The 26,184-nt window shown below is 57.7% G+C and carries 22 protein-coding genes and 1 riboswitch; of the genes, 10 read left to right on the top strand and 12 right to left on the bottom strand.

Going from position 1 to position 26,184, the window contains the following annotated elements; all coding sequences use genetic code 11:
- Positions 1-224: 224 nt before the first annotated feature.
- Positions 225-1,433, top strand: coding sequence for a CAP domain-containing protein (locus RZS32_RS11805; RefSeq protein ID WP_317057181.1), 1,209 nt, complete (start codon positions 225-227; stop codon positions 1,431-1,433).
- A 160-nt stretch (positions 1,434-1,593) separates the two neighbouring features.
- Complete coding sequence (ettA, locus tag RZS32_RS11800; protein WP_317057180.1) at positions 1,594-3,249, top strand: energy-dependent translational throttle protein EttA; 1,656 nt, start codon at positions 1,594-1,596, stop codon at positions 3,247-3,249.
- 415 nt (positions 3,250-3,664) lie between these two features.
- Here the strand turns inward: ettA and RZS32_RS11795 are convergent, their stop codons facing one another.
- Positions 3,665-4,036, bottom strand: a complete 372-nt coding sequence (locus RZS32_RS11795; protein WP_317057179.1) for a BrnA antitoxin family protein — start codon at positions 4,034-4,036, stop codon at positions 3,665-3,667.
- Between the two features lie 243 nt (positions 4,037-4,279).
- On the opposite strand from RZS32_RS11795, the gene RZS32_RS11790 reads away from it, so the two are divergent.
- Both RZS32_RS11790 and RZS32_RS11785 read left to right on the top strand, forming a co-directional pair.
- Positions 4,280-4,834 carry a L,D-transpeptidase gene (locus RZS32_RS11790; protein WP_317057178.1) on the top strand — a complete coding sequence of 185 codons (555 nt, stop codon included), beginning with the start codon at positions 4,280-4,282 and terminating at the stop codon, positions 4,832-4,834.
- A gap of 170 nt (positions 4,835-5,004) precedes the next feature.
- The gene (locus RZS32_RS11785; protein ID WP_317057177.1) at positions 5,005-5,211 is read left to right on the top strand and encodes a cold-shock protein; all 207 of its coding nucleotides are present in this window, start codon (positions 5,005-5,007) and stop codon (positions 5,209-5,211) included.
- A 61-nt stretch (positions 5,212-5,272) separates the two neighbouring features.
- Here the strand turns inward: RZS32_RS11785 and RZS32_RS11780 are convergent, their stop codons facing one another.
- Entirely contained in the window at positions 5,273-5,947 is a 675-nt protein-coding gene (locus RZS32_RS11780; RefSeq protein ID WP_317057176.1) for an arylesterase, read from the bottom strand.
- On the opposite strand from RZS32_RS11780, the gene RZS32_RS11775 reads away from it, so the two are divergent.
- From RZS32_RS11775 to RZS32_RS11765, 3 genes are all read left to right on the top strand, one after another.
- Entirely contained in the window at positions 5,946-6,641 is a 696-nt protein-coding gene (locus RZS32_RS11775) for an ABC transporter ATP-binding protein (RefSeq protein WP_317057175.1), read from the top strand. The two genes, RZS32_RS11780 and RZS32_RS11775, sit on opposite strands and share 2 nt — an antisense overlap.
- Positions 6,638-9,154, top strand: coding sequence for an ABC transporter permease (locus RZS32_RS11770; protein WP_317057174.1), 2,517 nt, complete (start codon positions 6,638-6,640; stop codon positions 9,152-9,154). The genes RZS32_RS11775 and RZS32_RS11770 overlap by 4 nt, the downstream gene beginning before the upstream one ends.
- A gap of 99 nt (positions 9,155-9,253) precedes the next feature.
- Entirely contained in the window at positions 9,254-10,129 is an 876-nt protein-coding gene (locus RZS32_RS11765; RefSeq protein ID WP_317057173.1) for an inositol monophosphatase family protein, read from the top strand.
- Between the two features lies 1 nt (position 10,130).
- On the opposite strand, the gene gcvP is transcribed toward RZS32_RS11765, so the two are convergent.
- The 3 genes from gcvP to gcvT all read right to left on the bottom strand — a co-directional run bounded on the left by gcvP (position 10,131) and on the right by gcvT (position 14,592).
- Positions 10,131-12,980, bottom strand: a complete 2,850-nt coding sequence (gene gcvP, locus RZS32_RS11760) for an aminomethyl-transferring glycine dehydrogenase (RefSeq protein WP_317057172.1) — start codon at positions 12,978-12,980, stop codon at positions 10,131-10,133.
- Positions 12,981-13,089: 109 nt separating this feature from the next.
- Positions 13,090-13,449 carry a glycine cleavage system protein GcvH gene (gcvH, locus tag RZS32_RS11755; RefSeq protein ID WP_317057171.1) on the bottom strand — a complete coding sequence of 120 codons (360 nt, stop codon included), beginning with the start codon at positions 13,447-13,449 and terminating at the stop codon, positions 13,090-13,092.
- 18 nt (positions 13,450-13,467) lie between these two features.
- Positions 13,468-14,592, bottom strand: coding sequence for a glycine cleavage system aminomethyltransferase GcvT (gene gcvT / locus RZS32_RS11750; RefSeq protein WP_317057170.1), 1,125 nt, complete (start codon positions 14,590-14,592; stop codon positions 13,468-13,470).
- A 160-nt stretch (positions 14,593-14,752) separates the two neighbouring features.
- A riboswitch (glycine riboswitch) is annotated at positions 14,753-14,838 on the bottom strand.
- Positions 14,839-14,978: 140 nt separating this feature from the next.
- Between gcvT and RZS32_RS11745 the strand changes: the two genes are divergently transcribed.
- Positions 14,979-15,542 carry a gamma-glutamylcyclotransferase family protein gene (locus RZS32_RS11745; RefSeq protein WP_339106634.1) on the top strand — a complete coding sequence of 188 codons (564 nt, stop codon included), beginning with the start codon at positions 14,979-14,981 and terminating at the stop codon, positions 15,540-15,542.
- A 6-nt stretch (positions 15,543-15,548) separates the two neighbouring features.
- Here RZS32_RS11745 and gltX read toward each other — a convergent pair whose 3' ends face one another.
- The 3 genes from gltX to RZS32_RS11730 form a co-directional block, all read right to left on the bottom strand.
- Complete coding sequence (gltX, locus tag RZS32_RS11740; RefSeq protein ID WP_317057168.1) at positions 15,549-16,874, bottom strand: glutamate--tRNA ligase; 1,326 nt, start codon at positions 16,872-16,874, stop codon at positions 15,549-15,551.
- A 64-nt stretch (positions 16,875-16,938) separates the two neighbouring features.
- On the bottom strand, positions 16,939-18,267 hold the full coding sequence (locus RZS32_RS11735) for an MFS transporter (RefSeq protein WP_317057167.1): 1,329 nt from the start codon (positions 18,265-18,267) through the stop codon (positions 16,939-16,941).
- A 40-nt stretch (positions 18,268-18,307) separates the two neighbouring features.
- Positions 18,308-18,736 carry a DUF1801 domain-containing protein gene (locus RZS32_RS11730; RefSeq protein ID WP_317057166.1) on the bottom strand — a complete coding sequence of 143 codons (429 nt, stop codon included), beginning with the start codon at positions 18,734-18,736 and terminating at the stop codon, positions 18,308-18,310.
- A 96-nt stretch (positions 18,737-18,832) separates the two neighbouring features.
- On the opposite strand from RZS32_RS11730, the gene RZS32_RS11725 reads away from it, so the two are divergent.
- Entirely contained in the window at positions 18,833-19,744 is a 912-nt protein-coding gene (locus RZS32_RS11725) for an MBL fold metallo-hydrolase (RefSeq protein ID WP_317057165.1), read from the top strand.
- Positions 19,745-20,153: 409 nt separating this feature from the next.
- On the opposite strand, the gene RZS32_RS11720 is transcribed toward RZS32_RS11725, so the two are convergent.
- Both RZS32_RS11720 and RZS32_RS11715 read right to left on the bottom strand, forming a co-directional pair.
- The gene (locus RZS32_RS11720) at positions 20,154-20,648 is read right to left on the bottom strand and encodes a hypothetical protein (RefSeq protein WP_317057164.1); all 495 of its coding nucleotides are present in this window, start codon (positions 20,646-20,648) and stop codon (positions 20,154-20,156) included.
- The gene (locus RZS32_RS11715) at positions 20,638-22,296 is read right to left on the bottom strand and encodes an NAD+ synthase (protein ID WP_317057163.1); all 1,659 of its coding nucleotides are present in this window, start codon (positions 22,294-22,296) and stop codon (positions 20,638-20,640) included. Before RZS32_RS11715 ends, RZS32_RS11720 begins: the two co-directional genes overlap by 11 nt.
- Before the next feature lie 144 nt (positions 22,297-22,440).
- Here RZS32_RS11715 and RZS32_RS11710 point away from each other — a divergent pair, with 144 nt between their 5' ends.
- Positions 22,441-23,919: an MORN repeat-containing protein gene (locus tag RZS32_RS11710; protein ID WP_317057162.1), complete on the top strand. Its 1,479-nt coding sequence runs from the start codon at positions 22,441-22,443 to the stop codon at positions 23,917-23,919.
- Here the strand turns inward: RZS32_RS11710 and RZS32_RS11705 are convergent.
- The gene (locus RZS32_RS11705; protein WP_317057161.1) at positions 23,916-25,445 is read right to left on the bottom strand and encodes a cryptochrome/photolyase family protein; all 1,530 of its coding nucleotides are present in this window, start codon (positions 25,443-25,445) and stop codon (positions 23,916-23,918) included. The two genes, RZS32_RS11710 and RZS32_RS11705, sit on opposite strands and share 4 nt — an antisense overlap.
- The gene (locus RZS32_RS11700) at positions 25,439-26,104 is read right to left on the bottom strand and encodes an SDR family NAD(P)-dependent oxidoreductase (RefSeq protein WP_317057160.1); all 666 of its coding nucleotides are present in this window, start codon (positions 26,102-26,104) and stop codon (positions 25,439-25,441) included. The genes RZS32_RS11705 and RZS32_RS11700 overlap by 7 nt, the downstream gene beginning before the upstream one ends.
- Between the last annotated feature and the right edge of the window lie 80 nt (positions 26,105-26,184).

Here is a 26,184-nt window from a genome sequence, read left to right as displayed (position 1 = left end):
CTGATCCTTGCCAGAATGGAGAACCGTCCGGGCAACATTCCGCTAGGCCACTGCTCTGATCCTTTTTGCGCCGAAATCCGACGGTAGAAAACGCAGGAAAACGCGCAATCCGACCAAAATGGGACACAACCCTAATATGGCCACAAATGCTCTTCTACAAAACCCGAGTGATCAGAATTCTGGGGATACCTGGTCGCAAAGCTCAGGCACTGAAAGGATAAAAAATGCCGGTGAATGCTGATCCTCTGGAACTCCATATGTTGTCCTTAATCAATGAAGAAAGGGAATCGCGCGGGCTAAACCCGCTGGAACTTGAAACCAACCTGAACATGTCCGCCGAAGAACATTCGCAATGGATGCTCGACACAAACGTGTTTTCTCACACAGGCGCAGGCGGGTCCTCCGCCACCGACCGCATCGAAGCAGAACTTGACCTGACAGGCAGCTGGCGCACAGCCGAGAACATCGCGATTCAGTCCATTCGCGGAGAACCCGGACTGCTGGATGACGTGGAAAACCTGCATGAGTCGCTCATGAACAGCCCCGGACACCGGGCAAACATCCTAAACCCCGATCTTGAATATATCGGGCTTGGCATTGAACTTGGCGACTTCACCTATTCAAGCGGCGGCACGTTCCAGTCGCTGATCGCAACGCAGAATTTCGCGACCACCGCGGCCGAAGTTGATGTCGACCCCGGGACTGGCGCATCGCCACTCGAAATGCCTGATCCCGTGCCGACCCCGGATCCTGAGGTCAGCGACCCTGATCCGGAACCCCCAATGCCCGACGATCCTGAAAACGTTCCCGTAGCAGAAGCCCCTGATCCCGCACCAACGGAGCCGGAAAACACGGACGAAGAAGAAGGTGAAACACCCGTTGCAGAAGCGCCAACACAGGAACCTGAGCCAGCGGAACCTGAAGACGCAGGAAACGAAGACGAAGAAACACCTGTCGCTGAGGCACCTGATCCAGCGCCAACCGAGCCCACCGCGATGGACGAAGACGAAGAGGATGACACCCCCGTCGCTGAAGCCCCCGATCCGGCACCAACAGAGCCCGAAGTCGAGGACACGCCAGACGAAGACGTCTACGCCTGCCCTTTGTTTGACGATGACTTCGACGGCGCACCTCTGCGCAATACGGCAAGGTTCGAGTTTGCAGACGACGTATTTGAATTTCGCGACGCAGAAACAGTCTTTGGTAACGTCTCCATGGGCGATTTCATCAGCCGTCTTCTCACTCAGGCGTCAGAACTCGCCGAACGCCAGAATCAGGAGATCGAGACGTTCGAATTCGCCTTCTCATTTGACCTCCGGCCCAACGATCCGGCCTCTGGTCAATTGCCAGGACGGGAAAGCCTCAACGAGTTTGACGTTGATTTTGCCGCATTCGAAGCGCCGGTTGAGCAGAGCATCGACCTCTTCAGCTAAACCAACCGGATAAATCACAGCCTCCCCCGCGCAGATGCGGGGGACCGCACCTGAGGGGCTTTTGAAATCCCAGCCCTAAATCTCATACACCGAACGCATTGCCCCGCCCCCGGCCCTTCGCTATCTACCGGTCTGAAACTGTTCGGACGGGAGAGACCGCATGGCCGCTTATCAATATGTCTACCACATGCAGGGGGTCTCCAAGGCCTATCCCGGTGGCAAGAAATGCTTTGAGAACATCCATCTCAGTTTTCTGCCCGGCGTGAAGATCGGCGTCGTCGGCGTCAACGGCGCGGGCAAATCCACGCTGATGAAAATCATGGCTGGTCTCGACACCGACTTCACCGGAGAGGCCTGGGCCGCAGAAGGCGCAAAAGTCGGCTATCTGCCACAGGAACCACAGCTTGATGAGGCCCTGAATGTGCGTGACAACGTCATGCTAGGGGTGGCCGCTAAGAAGGCCAAACTCGACCGGTTCAACGAATTGGCGATGAACTACTCGGATGAGACCGCCGATGAAATGGCCGCTCTACAGGACGAGATTGACAGCCAGAACCTCTGGGATCTCGACGCGCAGGTTGATGTGTCGATGGAGGCGCTCCGCTGTCCGCCTGATGATGCGGATGTGGCAAGCTTATCCGGCGGGGAACGCCGCCGCGTGGCACTTTGCAAGCTCCTGCTGGAAGCCCCCGACATGCTGCTCCTCGACGAGCCGACCAACCACCTTGACGCCGAAACCATCGCCTGGCTGCAACAGCACCTGATCGACTACAAAGGCACCATCCTGATCGTCACTCACGACCGCTATTTCCTCGATGACATCACCGGCTGGATTCTCGAGTTGGACCGCGGCCGCGGCATTCCCTATGAGGGCAACTACTCCGCATGGCTGGAACAAAAGGCCAAACGCTTGGAGCACGAGGCCAAGGACGACAAATCCAAACAGAAAACGCTGGAACGCGAACTCGAATGGATGCGTCAGGGTCAAAAGGCCCGTCAGGCCAAGCAAAAGGCCCGGATCAACGCCTATAACGAACTGGCCAACCAGTCCGAGCGCGAGAAAATCACCCGCGCCCAGATCGTCATTCCCAACGGCCCGCGCCTGGGCAGCAAGGTGATCGAGGTCGAGGGCCTGCAAAAGGCCATGGGCGACAAGCTTTTGATCGAGAACCTCGGCTTTTCCCTCCCGCCCGGTGGCATCGTCGGCGTCATCGGCCCCAATGGCGCGGGCAAATCCACGCTATTCAAAATGCTCACCGGTCAGGAAAAACCAGATGCGGGATCCATCGAATACGGCGACACCGTGCAACTGAGCTATGTCGACCAGTCCCGCGATGACCTCAAGGATGGTGAGACCGTGTGGGAAGCCATTTCCGGCGGTGCCGAAATCATCGAACTGGGCGACGCACAGGTCAATTCTCGCGCCTATTGCTCGTCCTTCAATTTCAAGGGCGGCGACCAGCAGAAGAAAGTCTCGCTCCTCTCGGGCGGCGAACGCAACCGCGTGCACATGGCGCGCCTGCTGAAAGAAGGCGGCAACGTCCTGCTCCTCGACGAGCCCACCAACGACCTCGACGTCGAAACCCTCCGCGCCCTGGAGGACGCGCTTGTCGACTTCGCCGGCTGCGCCGTGGTCATCAGCCACGACCGCTTCTTCCTCGACCGCATCTGCACCCACATCCTGGCCTTTGAAGGCGAGGCGCACGTGGAATGGTTCGAAGGCAACTTTGAGGATTACGAGGAAGATAAGAAGCGGCGGCTGGGGCCGGATGCGCTGGAGCCAAAGCGGATCAAACACAAGAAATTTGCGAGGTAACGTCGAACGCCCTGCGTTCGGCGCGTGCGCGAAAGCGTTTCCGAAGGAAATGCGTGCGCACCCCTTCTATCATTCTGGGCGCTAAGGTGCTGTTGAACTTCAAATGTAGGGTGGGTTTGCAACCCACCCTCTGAACACAAAGCCGCGCGGCGAACTCGCCCCCTATCTATCACCCATCATCACACCCGCGCGATACGCTATCGTCATACAAAACAGGGCCTCCTACGTCTAATCTGCGAAAGGAGGCGACCATGCCCATTTCAACAAAACCGCCCGCCCCGCGGCCTAAACCGCCTTTACCCCGGCATCCGCGCCCGATGCCCTATCGCTTCTCTGATTGGGCAGCGTTCTAGCGCTTATGCCTGTAGGCCCGGCCTAATTTACCCCCATTGCACCCCTTGTGTCAGGCCGGGCTTCATTCCCCCATACCGTTCCATTCGGCATAGGCCTTGCCCGGCCCGGTGCCTAACTCAAGGACCTTGTTGAGCCGTTTTTCCAACTCGACATGCCGGGTGATGTGCATTCGGGCGAAGGCCGACAGAACCGCGTTGATCCGCGCCTGATATCCCACGCCCATGTCGCGAAAGAACTTGGCCACCGACCGGTCAAGGTAAAGCGTCAGCTTCTGCTTTTTCTCCGTCACCTCCACGTCATGCAAAAGCGAATGCCACTCCTCCGGCAATTCGTCGCTGATGGCGCGGGGGATCCATTTCTCTTGCGTCAGGTAAATCAAATTGCGCATCAGCACGTCGCGGCTGGTGCGTTCGATCTTGGACATTCGGGCCATGGGCATCTCCTCAACCGAGGCACAAGGTTTCCGGTAAACCCTTTCGAAATCCTGACCGCACCGATCCGGCACCGACGTGATACCGACATGGGTTTTTGCCAAAATTTCGCGCTTTTCCCCTGCGACTCTTTTGCAACGGATATGTGGGATTTCGGCCATTTCACCCGTTTTTGATTTCTTGGACAAAATCTGACCCTTTATTTCTATTGTCCTGCCACCTGTATTTTTTTGAGGGGAATCAATATGATGGACCGCCGTACATTTGTTGCCGCTGGTTTGGCTGCCGTAACCGTGCCTGCCAGCGCGAAATCGTTTGAACTGAATCCAAAATACCGCCCGCAAAGCGTTGATATTTCGAAGAAATATCAACCAGGACAGATGCTTGTCCTACCTCGCGCGCATTTTCTATATTTCATCGAAGCCCCCGGTCAGGCCCGCCGTTATGGCGTCGGCGTGGGCCGTGCCGGGCTCGAATTCACCGGCAAGGCCACCATTGACGTCAAAAAGAAATGGCCAACCTGGCGCCCCACCAATGAAATGATCGAGCGCGAGCCGCATCTCTACACGAAATTCATCGACAACGACTTCGTTCAACCTGGCGGCCCAGGTAACCCTCTGGGATCACGTGCACTTTACCTGTTCCAGAACGGTCGCGACACGTATTTCCGGATCCACGGTACCACGGCACCAAAATCCATCGGGAGGTCTGTGTCAAACGGCTGTATCCGCATGATCAATGAGCATGTTCAGGACCTCTACGAGCGCGTGCCGTTGGGGACTGTTGTAACCGTCCTTTAACCACAGCCTGATTGAAAACCCTTGATTAATCGGATCGCGCGCCTCATATGTGGCGCGCGACGTTACCACTATCGACCATCTGCTCCCTTATCCGGCACAGGCACTCGATCTTGCACTGACACGCCGGGCTGCCGCATTCCGCGGGCAGCACCATACCAAGGAGAAAACGGATGGCCAGTGGCACCGTAAAATGGTTCAACGCAACTAAAGGCTTCGGATTTATCGCGCCTGATGATGGCGGCAAAGACGTGTTTGTACACATCTCCGCCGTTGAGCGCGCAGGTCTGACCGGCCTGAAAGATGACCAAAAGGTTAACTTCGAAATCGAAGCAGGCCGCGACGGACGCAGCTCTGCTGCGAACATCGAACTCGCCTAATATAAGCGTTTGAATTAAAAAACGAAAAGGCCCCCGCAGGGGCCTTTTTTACGTTTAATCCTTACTCGATTTCGCCGATCAATTCTTGCACGATAGGCCCCATCCCCTCAACAATTTGCGTGACACCCTCAGCATTGGGATGAATGCCATCGGCCTGAAAGAACTCTTGCAGCTCAGACGGCTGACCCTCGCCCAATCCCGTGAAAAAGCTTTGAAGATAAAGCACGTCAAACTGTTCCGCGAGATCGGGATAGATAGCATCAAATGCGGCTTTATACTGCGCCCCGTAATTGCCGGGCGCAGGCAGTCCTACAAGCAAAACCGGCAGATCACGCGACGCCGCCACCTCCAGAATACTTGTCAGATTGGTGCGTGCAATCTCAGGTGCGATACCCCGCAGCACGTCGTTTCCTCCCAGCGCCACGATCATCGCGTCCACCTCCGGCGTCAGGCTCCACTCGACCCGCGCTGCGCCACCGGCTGTGGTATCCCCCGACACACCCCCATTGATCAGCGTCACCTCGTCCCCATGCGCCACCAGCCAGTCCTGCAGCTTTGGAACAAACCCGTCTTCTGCGGGCAATCCATACCCTTGGGTCAAGCTGTCCCCAAAGGCCAGAACCGTCACAGGCTCCGCCCAGGCAGGGGCTCCCATCAAAACCAGGGCCAGCGCCTTGCCGCGCAGCGCGCGCACCCCATATGTCAGAAAACCTTTCAAAAACAGGCGCAATCCCATGACAGATCCCGTGTTGTCGCTTCGCTCTGCTACATTGGCGCTGGAGGGCAATGCAGGTCTTGTTCGGATACTTGACGCGATCTCGCTGGATGTCCACCGGGGCGACACGCTAAGTCTCGTGGGGCCGTCCGGGTCCGGCAAGTCCTCGCTTTTGATGCTGATGGGCGGGCTGGAACGCGCCACAAGCGGGTCCGTGCACGCCTTGGGCCATGATCTTTCGGCAATGAGTGAAGACGCTCTGGCCCGCCTCAGGCGCGATCACATCGGCGTGGTGTTTCAGTCCTTTCACCTGATTCCCACGATGACAGCATTGGAAAACGTGGCCACACCGCTTGAACTGGCCGGGCGCACGGATGCCTTTGCACGAGCTGAAGAAGAACTGCAGGCTGTGGGCCTTGGCGAACGTTTGGGGCATTACCCGTCGCAACTCTCCGGCGGCGAGCAGCAACGCGTCGCCCTTGCCCGTGCCGCAGCTCCTCGGCCGGACATCCTTTTGGCAGATGAACCCACGGGCAATCTGGACAGTCACACCGGCGCCGACATCGTCAACCTGTTGTTTGACCTGCAAAAACGCCATGGGGCCACGCTTGTTCTAGTGACGCATGACGCCGGATTGGCGGCCCAATGCGCGCGGCAAATCACCTTGCGAGACGGTCAGATCGAAACCCATTCTGACAAGGCCGTCGCGGAATGAACATCGCCCTCGCCGCCCGGTTCGCCGCGCGAGAAATGCGCGGCGGCTTTCACGGGTTCCGCATTTTCCTCGCCTGTGTGATCCTTGGGGTCGCCGCCATAGCTGCCGTGGGCACGGTGCGCGAAAGCATCGCGCGCGGGCTGGCCGCCGAGGGTGCGCAACTCTTGGGCGGAGATGCCGAAATCGAGCTGACCTATCGCTTTGCCACTGAGGCTGAACGTGGCTGGATGGACAGCGTCGCCACAAATGTCTCAGAGATTGCCGACTTTCGATCCATGGCCGTGGCAGAGGACGAAAGCCGCAGCCTGACGCAGGTGAAGGCCGTGGATGATCTTTACCCCTTGGTTGGCCAAGTAACTCTGGACCCTGACATACCTTTGTCTGGCGCGTTGGCGGGCGACGGCACAACACCAGGAATAGTGATACACCCCACTTTGGCAGATCGTTTGGGCATCGTTACGGGGGATCGCTTGAGGCTCGGCGAGACCGCCTTCATCGTCACCGCGCTGATTGTGCGCGAACCGGATACGCGCACAGCCGGATTTGGACTTGGTCCGCGCAGTATCGTCAAACGGGAGGCACTGGAAGGCTCCGGGCTGCTGGCGCCCGGCACGCTCTTTTCCACGCATTACCGGCTGGATCTGCCATCCGATGCTGACCTTACCGCGCTTGCGTCCCAGGCCGAAACAGCCTTGGACGGCAGCGGAATGCGTTGGAGCGATGCGCGCAACGGGGCACCCGGAGTGGCGGTGTTTGTTGACCGTCTTGGCGCATTCTTAATCCTCGTCGGGCTGTCCGGTCTGGCCGTAGGTGGCGTCGGCATATCTGCCGCTTTGCGCGCCTACCTAGCTGGAAAAACCAAAGTCATTGCCGTGTTGCGGACGCTCGGCGCAGATCAGCGGGCGATCTTCCTGACATATCTATTTCAGGTCAGCGCGCTCGCCATCGTCGGAATTGCCTTGGGTCTTGTATTGGGTGTCGGCACGCCTGTGGTACTGGCCGCACTTATCGAGGCACGCCTGCCTGTACCTGCTATCTTTGCGCCTTATCCCAAACCCATGATCGAGGCTGCAATCTACAGCGTCTTGACCGTGCTCATTTTCACGCTCTGGCCAATTGCTCGAGCCCGCAATGTGCGGCCAGCAGCGCTTTACCGTGATGGTGCGCAGAGCTTGCAGCATCCGGGCATGTTCACGGTGCTGACCATTAGTGCGCTTGTTGGCCTCCTGATCTGGCTGGCCGCTTGGTTTTCAGGCAATACTGCGCTGACAATCTGGACCGCAGGTGGCATTGCCGGGGCACTTGGTCTCTTGGCGCTCGCAGGCCAGGGATTGCGCGCCATCAGCCGCAGCATAAGACCCAGAACACGCGGGCGCGTTTCGCTCAGTTGGGCTTTGGCAGCCATTTCCGGCCCCGGAAGCACCGCCAGCGCCGTGGTTCTTTCCCTGGGGCTTGGATTGAGCGTTCTGGCCGCTGTGGGACAGATCGACCGCAATCTGCGCGATGCGATTTCCCGCGATCTTCCCACGCGCGCGCCGAGCTTTTTCTTTGTCGACATTCAACGTGACCAGATGCCGGGTTTTGAGGCGCGTCTGGATGGCGATGAGGGTGTAAGCCGTGTGGATGCGGCCCCGATGCTGCGGGGCATCATCACCCAAATCAATGGCAAACCGGCATCAGAGACCGCAGGCGATCACTGGGTTTTGGAAGGTGACCGAGGTGTCAGCTACGCTGCGGCCCTGCCAAGTCGCAGCACAATCACCGACGGCACATGGTGGGCAGAGGATTACACCGGCACCCCACAAGTAAGTTTTGCTGCAGAAGAAGCGGCTGAGATGGGAATAAAGATCGGTGACAGCGTCACGGTGAACATTCTAGGCCGCGATCTCACGGCGGACGTCACTTCTTTTCGCGAGGTGGATTTTTCCAGCGCTGGCATGGGGTTCATCATGATCATGAACGAAGCCGCACTGGTCAGCGCACCGCACAGCTACATCGCCACGGTCTATGCAGAAGAAGCCTCTGAGACGCCAATCCTGCGCGACCTCACCCAACAATTTCCCAACATAACGGCCATAGCCGTTCGGGACGCTGTGAACCAGGTGAGTGACCTTCTCGCAGGCCTCGCCTCTGCGACGGCCTGGGGCGCTGCGGCCACTTTGCTGACCGGTTTTCTGGTGCTCATCGGGGCCGCCGCCGCTGATCAGCGCGCGCGCAGCTATGAGGCCGCGATCCTGAAAACTCTGGGCGCCAGCCGTGCACGCATTCTTTGGGGGCTGACCTTACGCGCCAGTTTGCTGGGGGCTGCGGCGGGCATCGTCGCACTTGGAGCAGGCGTCGCCGGGGCCTGGGCGGTCAGCACCTACATCATGGAAACCAGCTTTGCCGTCGACTGGCCATCAGCGCTTGGCATCGTTTTTGGGGGAGCCATGATAAGCCTGCTGGCGGGCCTTGCCTTTGCCATTGGTCCAATGTCGGCGCGCCCGGCCCGCGTGTTGCGCGCAAGCGAGTAGCATATCGCGCAGTATGCCAACGCCTTATTGATCTTCGGCAGGTCGAATGCGATGCCAGGGCAAAACCCGCCTGGACGGATTCGCCAAAGGAACCGAAAAATGGCCGACAGCTTACCCATCCCGCTCACCTCGCCCCTGAGCCCGGCGCAGAAAACGAGCCTGATCAACCTCGTGCGCCGTGCCGCCAAGGCAGAGATCCTCCCAAGATTTCGCAATCTCGGACAAGGCGACATCCGTAGCAAATCCAACGCACATGACCTCGTGACCGAAGCGGACACTGCCGCCGAGGCCATGATGGCACGCGGCATTCAGGCGATGTTTCCGCTTGCGTTGGTGGTTGGAGAAGAAGCGGCTGCGACCAACCCTGAACTGAAGGGAAAGATCGGTGAGGCCGAGCTGGCCTTTATCATCGACCCGGTAGATGGCACATGGAATTTCGCAAATGGTTTGGGCGTCTTTGGCGTCATCCTGTCCATCACGCGCTTTGGCAAACCGGTCTTCGGCCTGCTTTACGACCCGCTCGCCGATGATTGGATCAGTGCCGATGAGGATGGCCCGGCCGAGTTAACCCGCGCGATTGGAACGACGCGACCGCTCACTGTTTCAGATGGCGGTGATCTTGGCGAACTTGCGGGCTTCACCCACTACAATTACCTGCCACAAGAGGCCAAACCGGGTGTTGCAAAGGCCCTGCCAAAGCTTGGGCGCGCCATGTCTTTGCAATGCGCCTGTCACGAGTATCGAACGCTGGCCCGTGGCGGCGCGGATTTCTTGTTCTCCGGCACGCTGAACCCCTGGGATCATGCCGCGGGTATTCTGATTTGCCAACGCGCAGGTGGGGTTGCACGCATGCTTAATGGCGACGATTACACTGCCACGGTCAGCGACGGATACATCCTGGTCGCCTCAAACGAGGCGACCTGGGAAAAGCTCCGCGATCATTTCGCGTTCTTGCTGGACGACGCCAAGGCCTGACTTACTCCGCCGCTTCGGCATAGTCCTCCATCGGTGGACAGGTGCAGACCAGATGCCGGTCGCCATAAACATTGTCGACCCGGTTGACCGGTGGCCAGTATTTATCGACCCGGAACGCACCCGGCGGAAAACAGGCCTGCTCACGGCTGTAGGGCCGATCCCATTCGCGCACCAGATCCTCCATCGTGTGAGGCGCATTGCGCATCGGATTGTTCTCGCGATCAATGCGCCCTTCTTCGATATCGGCAATCTCAGCCCGGATCGCGAGCATTGCATCGCAGAACCGATCCAGCTCGGCTTTGGTTTCTGACTCAGTCGGCTCGATCATGAGAGTCCCCGCTACAGGCCAGCTCATCGTCGGCGCATGAAACCCGTTGTCGATCAAACGTTTAGCGATATCATCTACGCTGACATCCGCACTTTCAGCGAAGGGGCGCGTATCGATGATGCACTCATGCGCCACCCGGCCCTGCCCCCCTTTGTAAAGCACGTCATAGGCCCCTTCGAGCCGCTTGGCGATGTAGTTTGCGTTGAGGATCGCCACCCGTGTCGCCTGGGTCAGGCCTTCGCCCCCCATCAAAAGAATATACGCCCAGCTGATGGGAAGAATGGACGCAGATCCGTAAGGCGCCGCCGAAACGGGACCATCCGCGCCGGCCTTATTGGGATGACCCGGCAAATGCGGGGCGAGATGCGCTTTGACACCAATCGGCCCCATGCCCGGCCCGCCACCTCCATGGGGAATGCAAAAGGTTTTGTGTAGGTTGAGGTGGCTCACATCGCCCCCCAGATCACCGGGACGCGACAGGCCCACCATCGCATTGAGATTTGCCCCGTCGATATAGACCTGCCCGCCATGGTCATGCGTGATCTTGCACACATCAATCACGGTTTCTTCAAAGACCCCATGGGTCGACGGATAGGTGATCATGCACCCGGCCAGATTGTCGGCATGCAGTTCCGCCTTGGCGCGGAAATCGTCGAGATCAATATCCCCATTCTCGGCAGATTGCACCGGCACCACCTTCCAGCCCACCATCTGCGCGCTGGCCGGATTGGTGCCATGCGCGCTCATCGGGATAAGGCAGACATTGCGATGCCCCTCGCCATTGGCCCGATGATAAGCGGAAATAGTCAGCAACCCGGCATATTCACCCTGTGCGCCCGAATTGGGCTGCATCGACATGTCGTCATAGCCGGTGATCTCACACAGCTTGGCGCTCAGATCACTGATCAACTCGTGATACCCTTGCGCCTGATCCAGCGGTGCAAAGGGATGCAGCCGCGAAAACTCGCGCCAGCTCACAGGCATCATCTCAGCAGCAGCATTCAGCTTCATGGTGCACGACCCCAAAGGGATCATTGCGCGGTCCAGCGCCAGGTCCCGGTCCGCCAGACGCCGCATATAGCGCATCATCTCGGTTTCAGCCCGGTTCATATGAAAGATCGGATGCGTCAGGAAATCCGACCGCCGGTGCATGTTGTCCGGCACGCGGTACTCTGGCTTAAACTCGTTATCGCGGCGTGGGATACCAAAGGCCCGCCAGACCGCCTCGATATTCTTGGGCCGGGTCGCCTCATCCAGCGTAATCCCGATCCGGCGTTCCCCCACTTTGCGAAGGTTCAGCCCTTCGTCCACCGCCGATTTGAGCACAGCAGCCTGCAATGGCCCCACATCAACGGTAATTGTGTCAAAGAAGGATTTGGGATCGACCTTGAACCCAGCCTCCTCCAATCCACGCGCCAGACGCACGGTTTTGCGATGAATGCGCTGGGCAATCGCCTTGAGGCCCTTGGGCCCATGGAACACCGCATACATCGACGCCATCACCGCCAGCAAAGCCTGCGCCGTGCAGACATTCGAGGTGGCTTTCTCACGTCGGATATGCTGTTCGCGGGTCTGCAGGCTCAACCGGTAAGCGCGGTTGCCGAGGCTGTCGATGCTGACCCCGACAATACGGCCCGGCATCGCGCGTTTATAAGCATCGCGGCACGCCATGTAGGCCGCATGCGGGCCACCATAGCCCATGGGCACGCCAAAGCGCTGCGCGCTGCCCACCGCAATATCCGCCCCCATCGCACCAGGTTCTTTCAACAGCGTCAGCGCCAGAGGATCAGCCGAGACGATGCCCACCGCCTTCTCGGCATGAAGCTTGGCGATATGATCTGTGAAGTCGCGCACATGGCCATAGCTGCCAGGATATTGAAACAGCGCGCCAAAGACCTTGGTTGCATCCATTTTATCGGGGTTGCCGACAATAACCTTGATGCCCAAGGGGGCTGCGCGCGTTTTTATCACGGCGATATTCTGAGGGTGGCAATCGCGGTCCACGAAAAACGCATTCGCTTTGGACTTGGCGACTCGCTGCGCCATTGTCATCGCTTCGGCACAGGCCGTGGCCTCATCCAGAAGCGAGGCATTGGCGATCTCCAACCCCGTCAGATCAGAGATCATCGTCTGGAAGTTCAACAGCGCTTCAAGCCGTCCCTGACTGATCTCAGGCTGATAGGGCGTATAAGCTGTATACCAGGCTGGGTTTTCCAGAATATTGCGTTGAACCGCCGGGGGCGTGACAGTGCCGTGATAGCCCTGCCCGATCATGCTCACCAAAACCTTGTTCTTGGCGGCTGTGACACGCATGTGATGCATCAATTCGCGCTCGGATTTCGGCTTGCCAAAATCAAGCTTGGCCTTCTGACGGATCGACGCGGGAACTGTCTCGTCAATCAACTCATCAAGCGAGCCAACCTCTAGGACAGCCAGCATCTCGTCCATTTCCTCAGGCGAGGGGCCAATATGCCTGCGATTGGCAAAATCATACGGCAAATAGTCAATCGGTTTGAACGCCATTTCTTTCTCCCATTGCGAAAATCAGTGGCACCGCCCTGTCTTTCATCGTTCTCAAAATACTCCCGCCGGAGGCGCAAAAATCTTTGAAAGATTTTTCCCGGCGCGAAAGTCAGCCGATGAAGCTCTTGTAACCAGCCTCGTCCATGTAATCGGCCATCTGTCCAGGATCACTCGGTTTCACCTTGAAGAACCACCCATCCCCCATCGGGTCCTCATTGACCTTGCTCGGCTCATCCACAATCGCCTCGTTCACCTCGACAATCTCACCGTCGATCGGGGCCAGAATGTCTGAGGCGGCTTTGACGCTTTCAATCACGACCACCTCTTCATCTTTGGTCACTTCGGTGCCGACCTCCGGCAACTCGACAAATACGATATCACCAAGCTGTTCGGCGGCATGATCTGTGATGCCAACGGTCACGACACCATCGTCATCCTGCAACCACTCATGTTCTTCTGTGAATTTCATAGGCTCTCTCCTTGGTCTTCAGCGTTTGAAATTAGCGGGGGTAAAGGGCATCGAGGCGACCTTTACCGCCATGCGTTTGCCGCGCACCTCACCGAAAAGCTGCGTGTCGGGCGCCGTATGGCTGGCCGCGACATAGCCCATCGACATCGGCGCTTCGATTGTGGGGCCAAATGCGCCGGATGTGACATGGCCGATCGGTGTCTCAGCGTCTTCGCTGCCAAAAATCGCCGTGCCGTGCCGCATCGGCGCACGACCCTCAGGGCGCAGCCCGACACGGCACCGGGCCACGCCATTGGCCATCTGGCCAAGAATGACCTCTGCGCCTGGAAACCCTCCGGCCCGTTTGCCATCCGCACGTCGTGATTTCTGAATGGCCCAGGTCAAACCAGCCTCGACCGGCGTTGTCGACGTATCAATATCCTGACCGTAGAGGCACAGCCCCGCCTCCAACCGCAGGCTGTCACGCGCGCCCAGACCGATAGGCTCGACCGCGTCATGCGCCAGTAAGGCACGAGCAAATGCCTCGGCCTGATCTGCCATTACAGAAATCTCATAACCGTCTTCACCCGTATAGCCAGACCGCGATATCCACAGTTCCCCGAAATCGGATGTGAAAATGCCCGTATCCAAAAACTTCATGATCTCGCACCCACCTGCAATGGGTGCCAGCGCCTCTACCGCGGCTGGGCCCTGCAACGCCAGTAGGGCTCTGTCTGTCACTTCCACGACATCGCAATCGGGCAGCCCTGCCTTCATGTGAGCGATATCCGCATCCTTGCAGGCTGCGTTGACCACAACAAACAAATGATCGCCCCGGTTTGTCAGCATCAGATCATCCAGGATGCCGCCCTCTGCGTTGGTGAAAAACCCGTAACGTTGACGTTTTTCACCCAAGCTCATGAGGTCAACTGGCACCAGACTTTCCAAGGCCTGCGCCGCGCCCCCGTAACCTGACGCATGGCGCACGATCACCTGACCCATATGGCTCACGTCAAAAAGCCCTGCCTGAGCGCGTGTGTGCTGATGTTCCTTCATGACGCCAAGCGCGAATTGCAGCGGCATGTCGTAGCCTGCAAAACCGGTCATCTTGGCACCCAATTCGCGGTGCAACTGCGTCAGCGGGGTCTCTTTCAGCTCAGCCAAGGCACAGGTCCTCTTCTCTTTCGAGCCGGGTCTGTCTTGCAAAGCATCCGGCATCAGTTTTCCACGCCGCATGGCGCGTCTGATGCCCCCTCTGTCCTTCCGCCTGAGATCGCTATCCCTTCGGCGCCCCGGGACGTGATCCGGGGTCTCTCCAGAGTGTTGTGATCGAACGGTCCTTGTGCCTGAGAGTTTCCGGGGCGGTTGCTCCTTCGGCACCGGCAAAGCCGGTTCTCCCGATCCAATCGCGGTCGACCATAGTATACGACCTGAGTCGCGACAAGCACCAAGCGACGAAGCCACGTCAAAACCCTGTGACCCTGTTGGAAAGGGTTGACCGCGAGAGCGTAAATAGCCATGCAAAACAACATGATGAAAGCGAGATACACGTGAGCGGTGGATACTTCTTTGGCTATGGCAGCCTGGTGAATACAGCCACACATAGCTTTGCAGAAGCGCATCCAGCGCAACTCAAAGGCTGGCGGCGCATGTGGCGCAAGACCACGATGCGGCAGGCAGCTTACCTCACTGTGGTGCCTGATTCTGAGGCAGAAATCGACGGTTTGATCGCCGAAGTGCCGCATGGGGATTGGGAGGCATTGGATGAACGCGAACGCGCCTATGCCCGTGTCGATGCGGCGCATCAGGTGTCTCACCCCCTACCCGCCATGCCCGCAATCGTGGTCTACGCAATTGAAGATGGCCGTCATGGAACCCCGGATCGGCAAAGCCCTGTTCTGCTCAGTTACATAGACGTGGTTGTGCAGGGCTACCTTCACAATTTCGGCGAGGCAGGCGTTCAGCGGTTTTTTGACACGACGGGGGTTGGGACGCCCCAGTGGTGGATGATCGCGACGCACCGGTTTATCCGCGACATCAATCCCTATCAGCAGATGAATACATGCTCGTCGATGACATGCTTGCCCGCGTCGGAGCCATACGCGAACCGATGAAAAGCCTCAGCCCTTGGCGCGAATAACCTGCAGCAGCGGCAAAACCTGACTCATATCCGGGCCATGTGACTGTCCGGTGAGCGCCTTGCGCAATGGCATAAACAATCCGCGGCCTTTTCGGCCTGTGGCTTCTTTGACCGCAGATGTCCACTTGCCCCAGCTCTCGGCGTCATAAGGACCATCGGGCAGCATCGACATCGCCTGAGCCACGAATTCCCTATCTTCGTCTTCGATGACAGGGGCTGCGCCGTCGCGGAACAGCACCCACCAGGCTTCCAGATCATGCAACGTGTTGATGTTCTCTTTCGCCACCTGCCAGAACTGTTCGGCCTTGTCGCTGGGCACACCGAGTGCAGTTACAGTGTCAGACACAGCCTCAAAGGGCAGTGACTGCAAATGGTGCGCTGTTAAAGGCAGCAAATCGTCAGCATCAAACTTGGTCGGAGCCGCCCCGAAATGGCCAATATCAAATCCATCAACGAGTTCGCTCATCTCCGACCGAAGCTCTACGGGATCGGATGACCCAAGACGCGCCATCAGCGACAAAAGCGCCATAGGTTCAATGCCTTGCGCCCGCAAATCCCGCAAAGAAAGCGTGCCCAGACGTTTTGAAAGTGACTCACCCTGCGGCCCGGTCAGCAGCGAGTGATGCGCAAAGTCTGGGCATGTTCCGCCCAGGGCTTCGATGATCTGAATTTGTGTGGCTGTGTTGGTCACGTGATCCGAGCCTCGCACCACATGCGTGACGCCCATCTCTGTGTCGTCCACGACCGAGGCTAGTGTATAAAGCACCTGCCCATCGCCACGGATCAAAACCGGATCCGACACGCTGGCTGCATCAATTGAGATGTCGCCAAGGATGCCATCCACCCATTCGATCCGCTCGTGATCGAGTTTGAACCGCCACACGCCATCACCACGTTCGGCGCGCAATGCGACTTTCTCTGCCTCCGAAAGCGACAACGCTGCCCGGTCATACACCGGTGGATTGCCCATATTGAGTTGTTTTTTGCGCTTGAGGTCCAGTTCCGTAGGTGTCTCGAACGCCTCGTAAAAGAGTCCCGCCTCGCGCAGCTTGTCGGCCGCCTCAGCGTAACGTTCAAGCCGCAGAGACTGACGCTCCAGCCGATCCCAGTGCAATCCAAGCCACTCTAGATCTTCCTTGATCGCGTCGACATATTCCTCTTTCGAGCGCTCCGGATCCGTGTCGTCGATGCGCAGGATGAAACTGCCCCCAGATTTGCGCGCGATGAGGTAATTCATCACAGCTGTCCGAAGGTTGCCGACATGCAGGTAACCAGTAGGCGAAGGTGCAAAACGGGTCGTGGTCATGGACGTCTCCTATTCGCGCGGGACATGTCACAGGCGGTCGGATTTGTCCAGAAATTGCAGCGGTTCAGACGTTGGTGGGCCAAACGCGATGTTCATCATCAATCACAAAGGCATGCGCATGACGCCTGCCGTTCCGGTGCGCGCGCAAATGTGGATGATCTGGCGGCAGGTCGGGATGGCCATGCGGCACGACATCAGTCGTGCCAGAAGGCCAAACCCGAAGGGCCAGAAGGGCGGACAATAGTCCAACGGTGGCCAGAAGAATAAAGGTCGGGCCAAGGCCCCAAACGGCGCCAGCCCACCCCGCCATCGGATAGGTAAACAACCAACAGGCGTGGCTCAGCGCAAACTGCGCGGCAAAAACGGCAGGGCGGTCTTCGGCATGAGCCGAGCGGCGCAACAAGCGACCCGACGGTGTCAGGACGGCGGAATAGAGCGCGCCCAGACTGGCCCACCCGATCAAAAGCCATGTCCAAGACAGGCCTTGGAGGATCAAAACCCCAAGCAACCCGGCGATCGCAGCCAATCCAAAGGCGCCCGTGATCATGACAGGGCGATCGCGCACCGCATCCAGCACCCGTGGCAGAGCCAACGCCATCGCCATGGATCCCGCGCCATAGGCTCCCAGAGTCAGCGCCAGGTCGCTTTCAGTCCCGCCCATGTAGCTGCGCACCAGAACAACGGTATTCACGAGAACAAAGGCGCTTGTGGCCGCAGCTGTCATATTGAGCGCCAAGAGTCCCCGTAACCGGGGCGTGGCGAGATAGATGCGAATTCCACGTGTAAGGCGCTCTGAGAAAGGTTTATGTGCCGTGTGGTTCGGAGCAACCGGCACCTGCGCGCGCCAGATCAGCAGAGCAGAGGCCACAAAACCCGCCACTGTTCCCAGAAACAGCCAATTATAGCTCATGACTGTCAAAAGCAGGCCCGCCAAGGCCGGACTCGCCAGGTTTTCGATGTCGTAAGCCAGCCTCGATAAAGACAGCGCGCGCGTGTACTCTTCCTCGTCCGGCAAAACATCGGGAATTGTAGCTTGGAAGGCGGGCGTAAACGTGGCTGACGCGGCTTGAAGCACAAAGATCAAAGCGTAGATCTGCCAGATCTCGGTTACAAATGGCAGGCAAACTGCAACGACAGCACGCAATACATCAGCGGTGATCAAAACCACGCGACGCGGCAGGTGTTGAAAAAACGCCTGTGCAACCGGGGAAAGGACGACATACGCCACCATCTTAATGGTCAGAGCCGTGCCCAGCACAGCCCCGGCCTGCCCGTCGGCCAAATCAAACGCCAAAAGACCCAAGGCCACCGTCAGAAGCCCGGTGCCCAGAAGCGCTACCACCTGCGCGGAAAAGAGTGCGGCAAATGTTGGATGTCTTAAAACTTGTATCACGCTGTGAAACCTAAGGTGTCAAACCTCCGGGGCCAACACCTCAGCTTGGGTGGACCGTCCAACGGGTTGCCAGATCCGCTAGTCCGGCATGCACAAGCTCGGCCAGAACATTCATGTCCACGTCGTCCAACTTGTTGATGTAAAGACAGGATTTTCCGATCTTATGTTTGCCGAGTCGTTCCAAAATGTTCCCGAAGTCTGCGTATCCCGGCATGATGTAGATGCTCAGTGCTGATTTCCGAGGACTGAAGCCCGTGGCCAAAAAATCCCCCTCCCTGCCAGAGGCATAGACATAGTGATACCGGCCATATCCGATGATGGACGGCCCCCACATCACCGGCTCAAACCCCGTGACGTCGCGAAAAAACGACACGAGTGTTTCAGCTTCCTTCCGGCGTCGCTCAGGGTCCACATTTGCGACAAAATCGGCAACGGATTGCTGCGTGGCTTTGGTCTTGTTCTGGGTCATCGGCAAAACCTGGCCGTCTTCTGTCAACTTGTTGTGACGGCGGCTGCTTAGTCGGGAAAAGGCGCTAGTTTCATCATCATAGCACAGGAGAGCCTTATGACCCATCCCATTACACGCCGTTCGCTTTTGACCTCTGCCGCAGCTTTGCCTGCACTGTCCTTTCCTGCATGGGCCGAGGCACCAATGCTGGGCGCGTCTACACCGCTCTATAACCGGTTTCTTTTAGGACAATTTGAGGTGACAACCCTGTTGGTCGGAACGACCGCACGGCCTGATCCACATACAATTTTCGGGTTGAATGTGTCTGCCGAAGAGTTTGAAGCAGTGTCTGCCGAGGCACTCATACCTGCAGATGTCGCACAATTCTTCTTCACGCCAACGGTTGTGAACACTGGATCTGAGTTGGTTCTGTTCGACACCGGATTGAATGCAGAAGGTACAAACAAGGCGCTTGAGGCGGCTGGGTACGCCTCAGAGATGATTGACGTTGTTGTCATCACGCATATGCACGGTGACCACATCGGTGGTCTTATGAGTGAAAGCGGACCGACCTTTGCCAACGCGAGATACGTCACCGGGGCGGTCGAGTTTGACGCATGGGCCAAGGCCGAAAATGACCGCTTTGAAAGCAACATGCGCCCGCTTGCAGAGAAAACGACGAGGATCGACGACAATGCGAGCGCGTTTTCCGGGCATACTGCAATGGCTGCGTTTGGCCATACACCGGGGCATATGGTGCATGTGGTGGAGAGTGATGGCAAATCCCTGATGATCGCCGCAGATTTCGCAAATCACTATGTATGGTCTCTGGCTCATCCTGATTGGGAAGTGAAATTCGACATGGACAAGGCCGCCGCTGCTGCGACCCGACGCAAACTCCTTGGCATGCTCGCCGCGGATAAAATGCCTTTTGTAGGATACCACATGCCCTGGCCAGGCACCGGGTTTGTCGAAGCCAAGGGCGATGGGTTTGAATACGTGCCCTCAAGCTATCAATTGATGCTTTGATGTTACAGAATCTGACGCGCGGCTCACGGGATGACCGCGCAAGCGTGATTTGAGCGGATCACGCCTCACCCCCACCTTCTATGCAGACGAATGCATAGGAGACCAATATGTCACAGCAAGACACGACTCTCTCGCGCAGAGGCTTTTTGACTGCGGCCCTCGCGGCAATTCCTGCCACCGCCATAGTTATGGCCACTGCTGAACCTGCAGAGGCCAACACATTCAAGCATGGGCATAAAGGCAAACAGGGGTTTCACAAAAGAGGTAAGAAACATCACGGCGTTCATCGCAAACACTTTAGCGGCCGCCGTAGGTATGGTCACAGTTTCGGCTTTCAGTCGCGTCGGCGCCGTCGGTTCAAGAAGAGCCTAAAATTCGGCAAGGTGTTCAAATTCTGAAGCTTTGAACCTTACCTGTTGTTCCACCAGTAGCGCCGAAGCAGGGCCAACAGCTCTGTTTCGGTTGCTTTGAACGGAGCGAGAGGAATTGAGGCGTGATAGGGCGCGGGTTGACCGAGGCGAAACAACCGCTGCCGTGGTGTGAGCGCGTCCCAATACGCGTCACGATCATGCAGACGCAGGCCGATGAGTTTGTTTTTGTTGGATGTCACAAGCTCGATTTCGGCAATATCGCTCCATTTGAAGGGCGCAGGCGCGTAGTAGCCAGACATCCCATACGCGTCCAACCGCAAACCATGCGGCGTGAAAAGCGCGATACCTGCAATGTAGAACGACAGCGCCGCAAATACGGCGATAAGCCCCCAAAGGCCGAGCATCTCTGATGACAGTTCAAATCCCAGCGCCAACACGAAGGGAAGAAGGATCAGCACAGGCAGGAAACAGCCTCCTGCGATAAACCCCAATCGCACGCGATTCAGCGGCAGTCGTGTGACATCATCCGCCATCGCGCCAGCGGTTTACAATCGGATAACGCCGGTCCAGCCAGAACGCGCGCTTGGATAAGCGTGCACCCGGCGCCGACTGAAAGCGTTTATATTCAGAGATATAGAGTAAATGCTCGACCCGCTTGGCGTCTTCGCGTGAATATCCTGCGGCCAGGCAGTCCTCGATGGAGCCGTCCTGATCCACAAGGATGTCGAGAATGCCATCCAGCGTTGGGTAATCCGGTAGCGAGTCGCTGTCTTTTTGATCTTCGCGCAGTTCAGCCGACGGCGGCTTTTGGATGATGTTGTCTGGAATCACCGCACCGGACGGCCCCATCATCCAGTCGCGATGGTTAGAATTTCGCCAGCGGCAGATGTCAAAAACACGCGTTTTGTAGAGATCCTTGATCGGATTGTAACCGCCTGACATATCGCCATAAATCGTGGCATACCCGACAGCAACTTCTGATTTGTTCCCGGTCGTCAAAAGCATCTCGCCAAACTTGTTACTGAGCGCCATGAGGAGCAAGCCCCGCAGTCGGGACTGTATATTTTCCTCGGTCACATCAGGCTCGGTGCCTTCAAAGAGCGGAGCCAAAGTGTTGGTGATGGCCGCGCGACCCTCGGCTATGGGAACAAAATCGTACCGGCATCCCAGCGCCTCAGCGCAGGCCTTGGCATCATCAAGCGAGGATTGTGACGTGTATTCCGAAGGCAGCATCACACAGCGCACGTTTTCCGGCCCCAGAGCGTCAGCGGCAATTGTCGCCACAATCGCGCTGTCGATCCCTCCGGACAGGCCCAAAAGCACCTTCTTGAACCCGGTTTTGTGCATGTAGTCGCGCAGTGCCCAGACCATCGCATGATAGTCAGTTTCCAGCGTGTCCGGCAATTTAGCCAGAGGCCCCTGCTCGATCCGCCAACCTTCGTTACCGCGCGTCAGGTCGATATGAGCAATCTCTTCGCGCAACATAGGCATCTGAAGCGCCAGCGCGCCACCGGGATTGAGCGCAAATGTTCCACCATCAAAAACCTGATCATCCTGACCGCCGACAAGATTGAGGTAGATGAGCGGTAGACCGGTTTCGATCACCCGTTTGACCATCAACTGATGGCGCACCTCCATCTTCCCGCGGTAATAGGGCGAGCCATTGGGCACCAGAAGAAACTCCGCCCCTGTTTCGGCCAGGGTTTCGGACACATCCTCATGCCAGCTGTCTTCGCAAATCGGGCTGCCCACGCGCACGTTTCCAACCGCATAGGGCCCACCAACAGGGGCGGCATCATAGATACGCACCTCATCGAAAACGGTCTCATTGGGCAAGTGGTGCTTCAATACTCGTGTCACCGTCCGCCCACCTCGAAGGATGTGGTACGCGTTGTAGAGCCTATCATCCTCCGCCCAGGGCCCACCGATGGCCAATGTCGGTCCATCTGCACAAGTCTTTGCCAGTTCATCGATTTTTGCCATGGCCGCTTTGTGAAAAGCAGGCTTCATGATCAGATCCTGGGTATTGTACCCGGTGATGAACATTTCCGGCAGCGCCACAAGATCAGCTTCTGCCTCTTTTCCCGCCTGCCACGCCTGCTCAGCCAACGCGGCATTGCCCTCCAGATCGCCCACTGTTGGATTGAGCTGTGCCAGGGTTATGCGAAAACGATCTGCCATGCCGGGTGTACTCTGATACTGCGATGTCCCTGATTTAGCAGAACGGTGCGCAAGGGAAAGCCGAAACCCCGAAAACCCGTTGTCAGCTTGGAAGGTGTCCTCTAAGTTCCCCACCACGCGCTCAGGGGGCTTCGGGGGCAGGTGATGCAGCACGCTAAAACTTCTTTGACATTTGGTGCCTTTGTAATTGGTGCAGCAATCGGTCTCGGCACACCCGGCTTTGCACAATCCGGTACGGTGCAGACCAAACAATATGACGACGGCGGCATTTATGAAGGTACGTTCCTGAACGGGCTTCAGCACGGCACCGGCACCTATACCCTGCCCAATGGCTATGAGTATTCCGGCGAATGGGTCGAAGGTGAAATCCTCGGCGAAGGTGTCGCGCGGTTTCCCAATGGGTCTGTCTATGAAGGCCAGTTCGCCAAAGGCAAACCCGAGGGGCTTGGCAAGATCGTGTTCTCAGATGGCGGCACCTATGAGGGCACATGGCAAGATGGCAAGATCAGCGGCGATGGCGTGGCCATCTATGCCAATGGCGTGCGTTATGAGGGCGGGTTCCGAAACGCCATGCACAATGGACGCGGCAAGATGCTCAGCCCAGGGGGCTATATCTATGACGGCGATTGGGTGAACGGCATCAAGGAAGGCCGCGCCAAGATCACCTATCCGGACGGCGCGATCTATGACGGCGAGGTCAAGCGAGGCGCGCGAGACGGTCAAGGCAAACTCACCATGCCTGATGGTTTGGTTTATGAGGGTCTTTGGGCCGCCGGACAGATCAACGGCTCTGGCAAACTGATCCAGCCCAATGGCGATGTTTACGAAGGTCAGCTTGTCGCAGGCCGTCGCGAAGGCACGGGCAAGGTCGTGTATAACAATGGTGACATCTACGAAGGCGACTTCGCCGATGACCGCCGCCATGGGCAAGGCGTCTTTACCGGCTCTGACGGCTACCGTTACACCGGCAGCTGGGTCGCAGGCAAAATCTCAGGCCAAGGCGAAGTCATCTATCCTGATGGGTCCGTATACGTTGGAGAATTCCGCGATGATCTGGCCAATGGGCAGGGCAAAGTAACGTATCCCGATGGGGCTACATATGAAGGCGAATGGTCTGGCGGCGTGATTGAAGGGCGTGGAAAATCCACCTACCCCAATGGTCTCGTCTACGAGGGCGAGTTCCTCAACGCCAAGAACCACGGCCAAGGCATCATGACCTACCCTGATGGCTACCGATACGAAGGCGAATGGCGCAACGGCCAGCGCCACGGGAAGGGCAAAGCGACCTATGCCGATGGCTCAGTCTATGACGGTGAATTTGTCGGTGGCCAGCGTCAAGGCGCAGGGAAAATCGTGATGGCCGATGGGTTTACCTATGAAGGTGAGTGGCAAAACGGAGAGATCACTGGCCGGGGGGTCGCCACCTACACCAATGGGGATATCTATGAAGGCATGTTTGCCGGCGGCAAACGTCAGGGCGAAGGCACCATGCGCTATGCAACGGGCGAACAGGCCTCCGGCACATGGTCGGACGGCGCGCTGGAGGCGCAAACAACGTCTTCTGTGGGCGACGAAGCGCCTGAGACTGGGACCGAGAGCGAAGCGGACAGCACTGCGAACTAAACAGGGTCCCCACCATCCAAACGCGTCAAGATGCGCCCCGCCCCTTCCAATACCGCACCTCTACGCCCTTCATCCATACGATCCCAAGTGCGGTACATCTGACCCATGCGGGGATTGTTGGAAAACCGCTCGCGGTGTCGGATTAGGAAATCCCAGTAAAGCAGGTTGAAGGGGCATGCCCTATCGCCGGTCTTTTCCTTCACGGAATAGGCGCAGGATTTGCAATAGTCCGACATCCGGTCGATGTAGTTGCCCGAGCTGACGTAAGGCTTCGAGGCGATGATCCCGTCATCGGCAAACTGGCTCATGCCCACCGTATTTGGCGCCTCAACCCACTCGTATGCATCTGCATAGACCGACAGATACCATTCATGCACCTGATGTGGGTCAACCCCAGCCAGAAGCGCAAAATTCCCTGTCACCATAAGACGTTGGATGTGATGGGCATAGGCCTCTTCGCGGGTTTGCTCAACCGCATGCGCCATGCAATTCATACCCGTTTCGCCGCCCCAATACATCCAGGGCAAATCGCGTGTGTGGCCCAGCGCATTACGTGACGGGTAATCCGGCCCCTCACGGAAATAGATGCCGCGCACATATTCGCGCCAGCCGATGATTTGCCGGATATAGCCTTCGGCGGCATTGATGGGCACGCGCCCAGCGCTCCATTCCTCCTCAACCCTCTGGCAGATCTCTATAGGGTCCAAAAGCCCAATGTTGAGGTAAGGCGACAAAACGGAATGATGCAGAAACCTGTCCCCTTGCAGCATCGCATCCTGAAAGTCGCCGAACCCGGCCAGAAGATGCGTCGCGAAGTGATCAAGCGCCTTGAGCGCCTGCTCTCGCGTTACGGCAAACCAAAAGGGGCGCAGAGACCCGAAATTCTCACCAAACCGGGCGCCGACCAAATCAAGCACCTCGCGCGTGATCTCATCAGGCTCAAATTGCAGGGGTTCGGGGCGGAACAGGTCATCCGACGCAGGCTTGCGATTGTCATGGTCAAAGTTCCATTTGCCGCCCGCCGGCTGATCACCCTCCATCATAAGGCCGGTTTTGCGGCGCATGTCGGGGTAGAAATATTCCATCCGAAGCTGCTTACGCCCCTCGGCCCAGGTATTGAACTCTTCCAAGGACGCCACGAACCGATCATCCGGCAACAGCGTTACGGCCAGCGGTGCCGCCTCTAACGCCTCGATCAGCCGCCACTCTCCGGGTCGCGTTGCGATAACTTCAGACGTGCCATGACCTTCCGCGCGGCGCAAAAGCTCTCCGACAATCGAGGGCGATGTGTCAGGGTCATCCAGTTTCGCATAGGCAACCTGCCATCCATTTTGCCGAAGTTTCTCTGCACAATGGCGCATTGCCGAAAAAATGAGGGCAATCTTCTTGGGATGATGCCTGACATAGGCCGCTTCACCTACAACCTCGGCCATGACAACAAGATCGGTGGCCTTATCCGCTTCGCGCAAAGCGGAAAGACCTTCACTGAGCTGATCGCCCAGTATGAGAACCAATCGCTTTACCATGGCACAGGTTTGCCGGACCAGTCGAAGAACGACCCTGTATCCTGTGGTCCTAAACCTTCCAGCACGCTCAACAGATCCTTCGCCGCTTCGTCCGGGGTGTGCGTTTCACGACCACCGGCATATTTGGCCGTCAATGGAGTCGAGACCGTGCCTGGATGTAGAGCCACGCAAATTGATTTCTTATGAGTGCGCTTCAGCTCAATCGAAGCACCACGGATCATCTGGTTGAGAGCCGCTTTTGCCGTGCGATAGCTGTACCAGCCGCCCAAGCTGTTGTCGCCAATGCTGCCTACGCGTGCAGATAAGGCGGCAAAGGTTGCAGCTCGATCTCTCGGTAAAAGCCGAGCCGAGTATTTCAGAACAAGCGCAGGCCCCATGCAATTCAAGCGAAACTGCTCAAGCATGACCTCCGGTTCGATCTCTTTCAGAGCTTTCTCTGGCCCCCGCCCATTCAGTTCCAGCGCACCGGTTGCAACAAAAATCAGGTCGAATGGCCCACTCAATGCATCAAGATGCGCTTTGACAGATGCTTCATCTGTCACATCCAGGCCGTCCGCACTTCGCGACAGCGACGTCACTTTAACCTCGCGCTTCTCAAGTGTGTGCACCAAAGCGCTCCCGATGCCGCCCGAAGCGCCGATGATCAATGCCGTTTCCATGCTTTGCGCAGCTAGCCGAGTCTCGCCGCAGATCAAGGTCTGGCGGCTTACACAAGATTCAGGGTTTTCTAACGCTTTCC

This window comes from Roseovarius sp. W115, assembly GCF_032842945.2.
GTDB lineage: Bacteria > Pseudomonadota > Alphaproteobacteria > Rhodobacterales > Rhodobacteraceae > Roseovarius > Roseovarius rhodophyticola.
The sequence above is the reverse complement of the archived record's forward strand: the minus strand, read 5'-3'. Positions and strand labels throughout refer to the sequence as shown.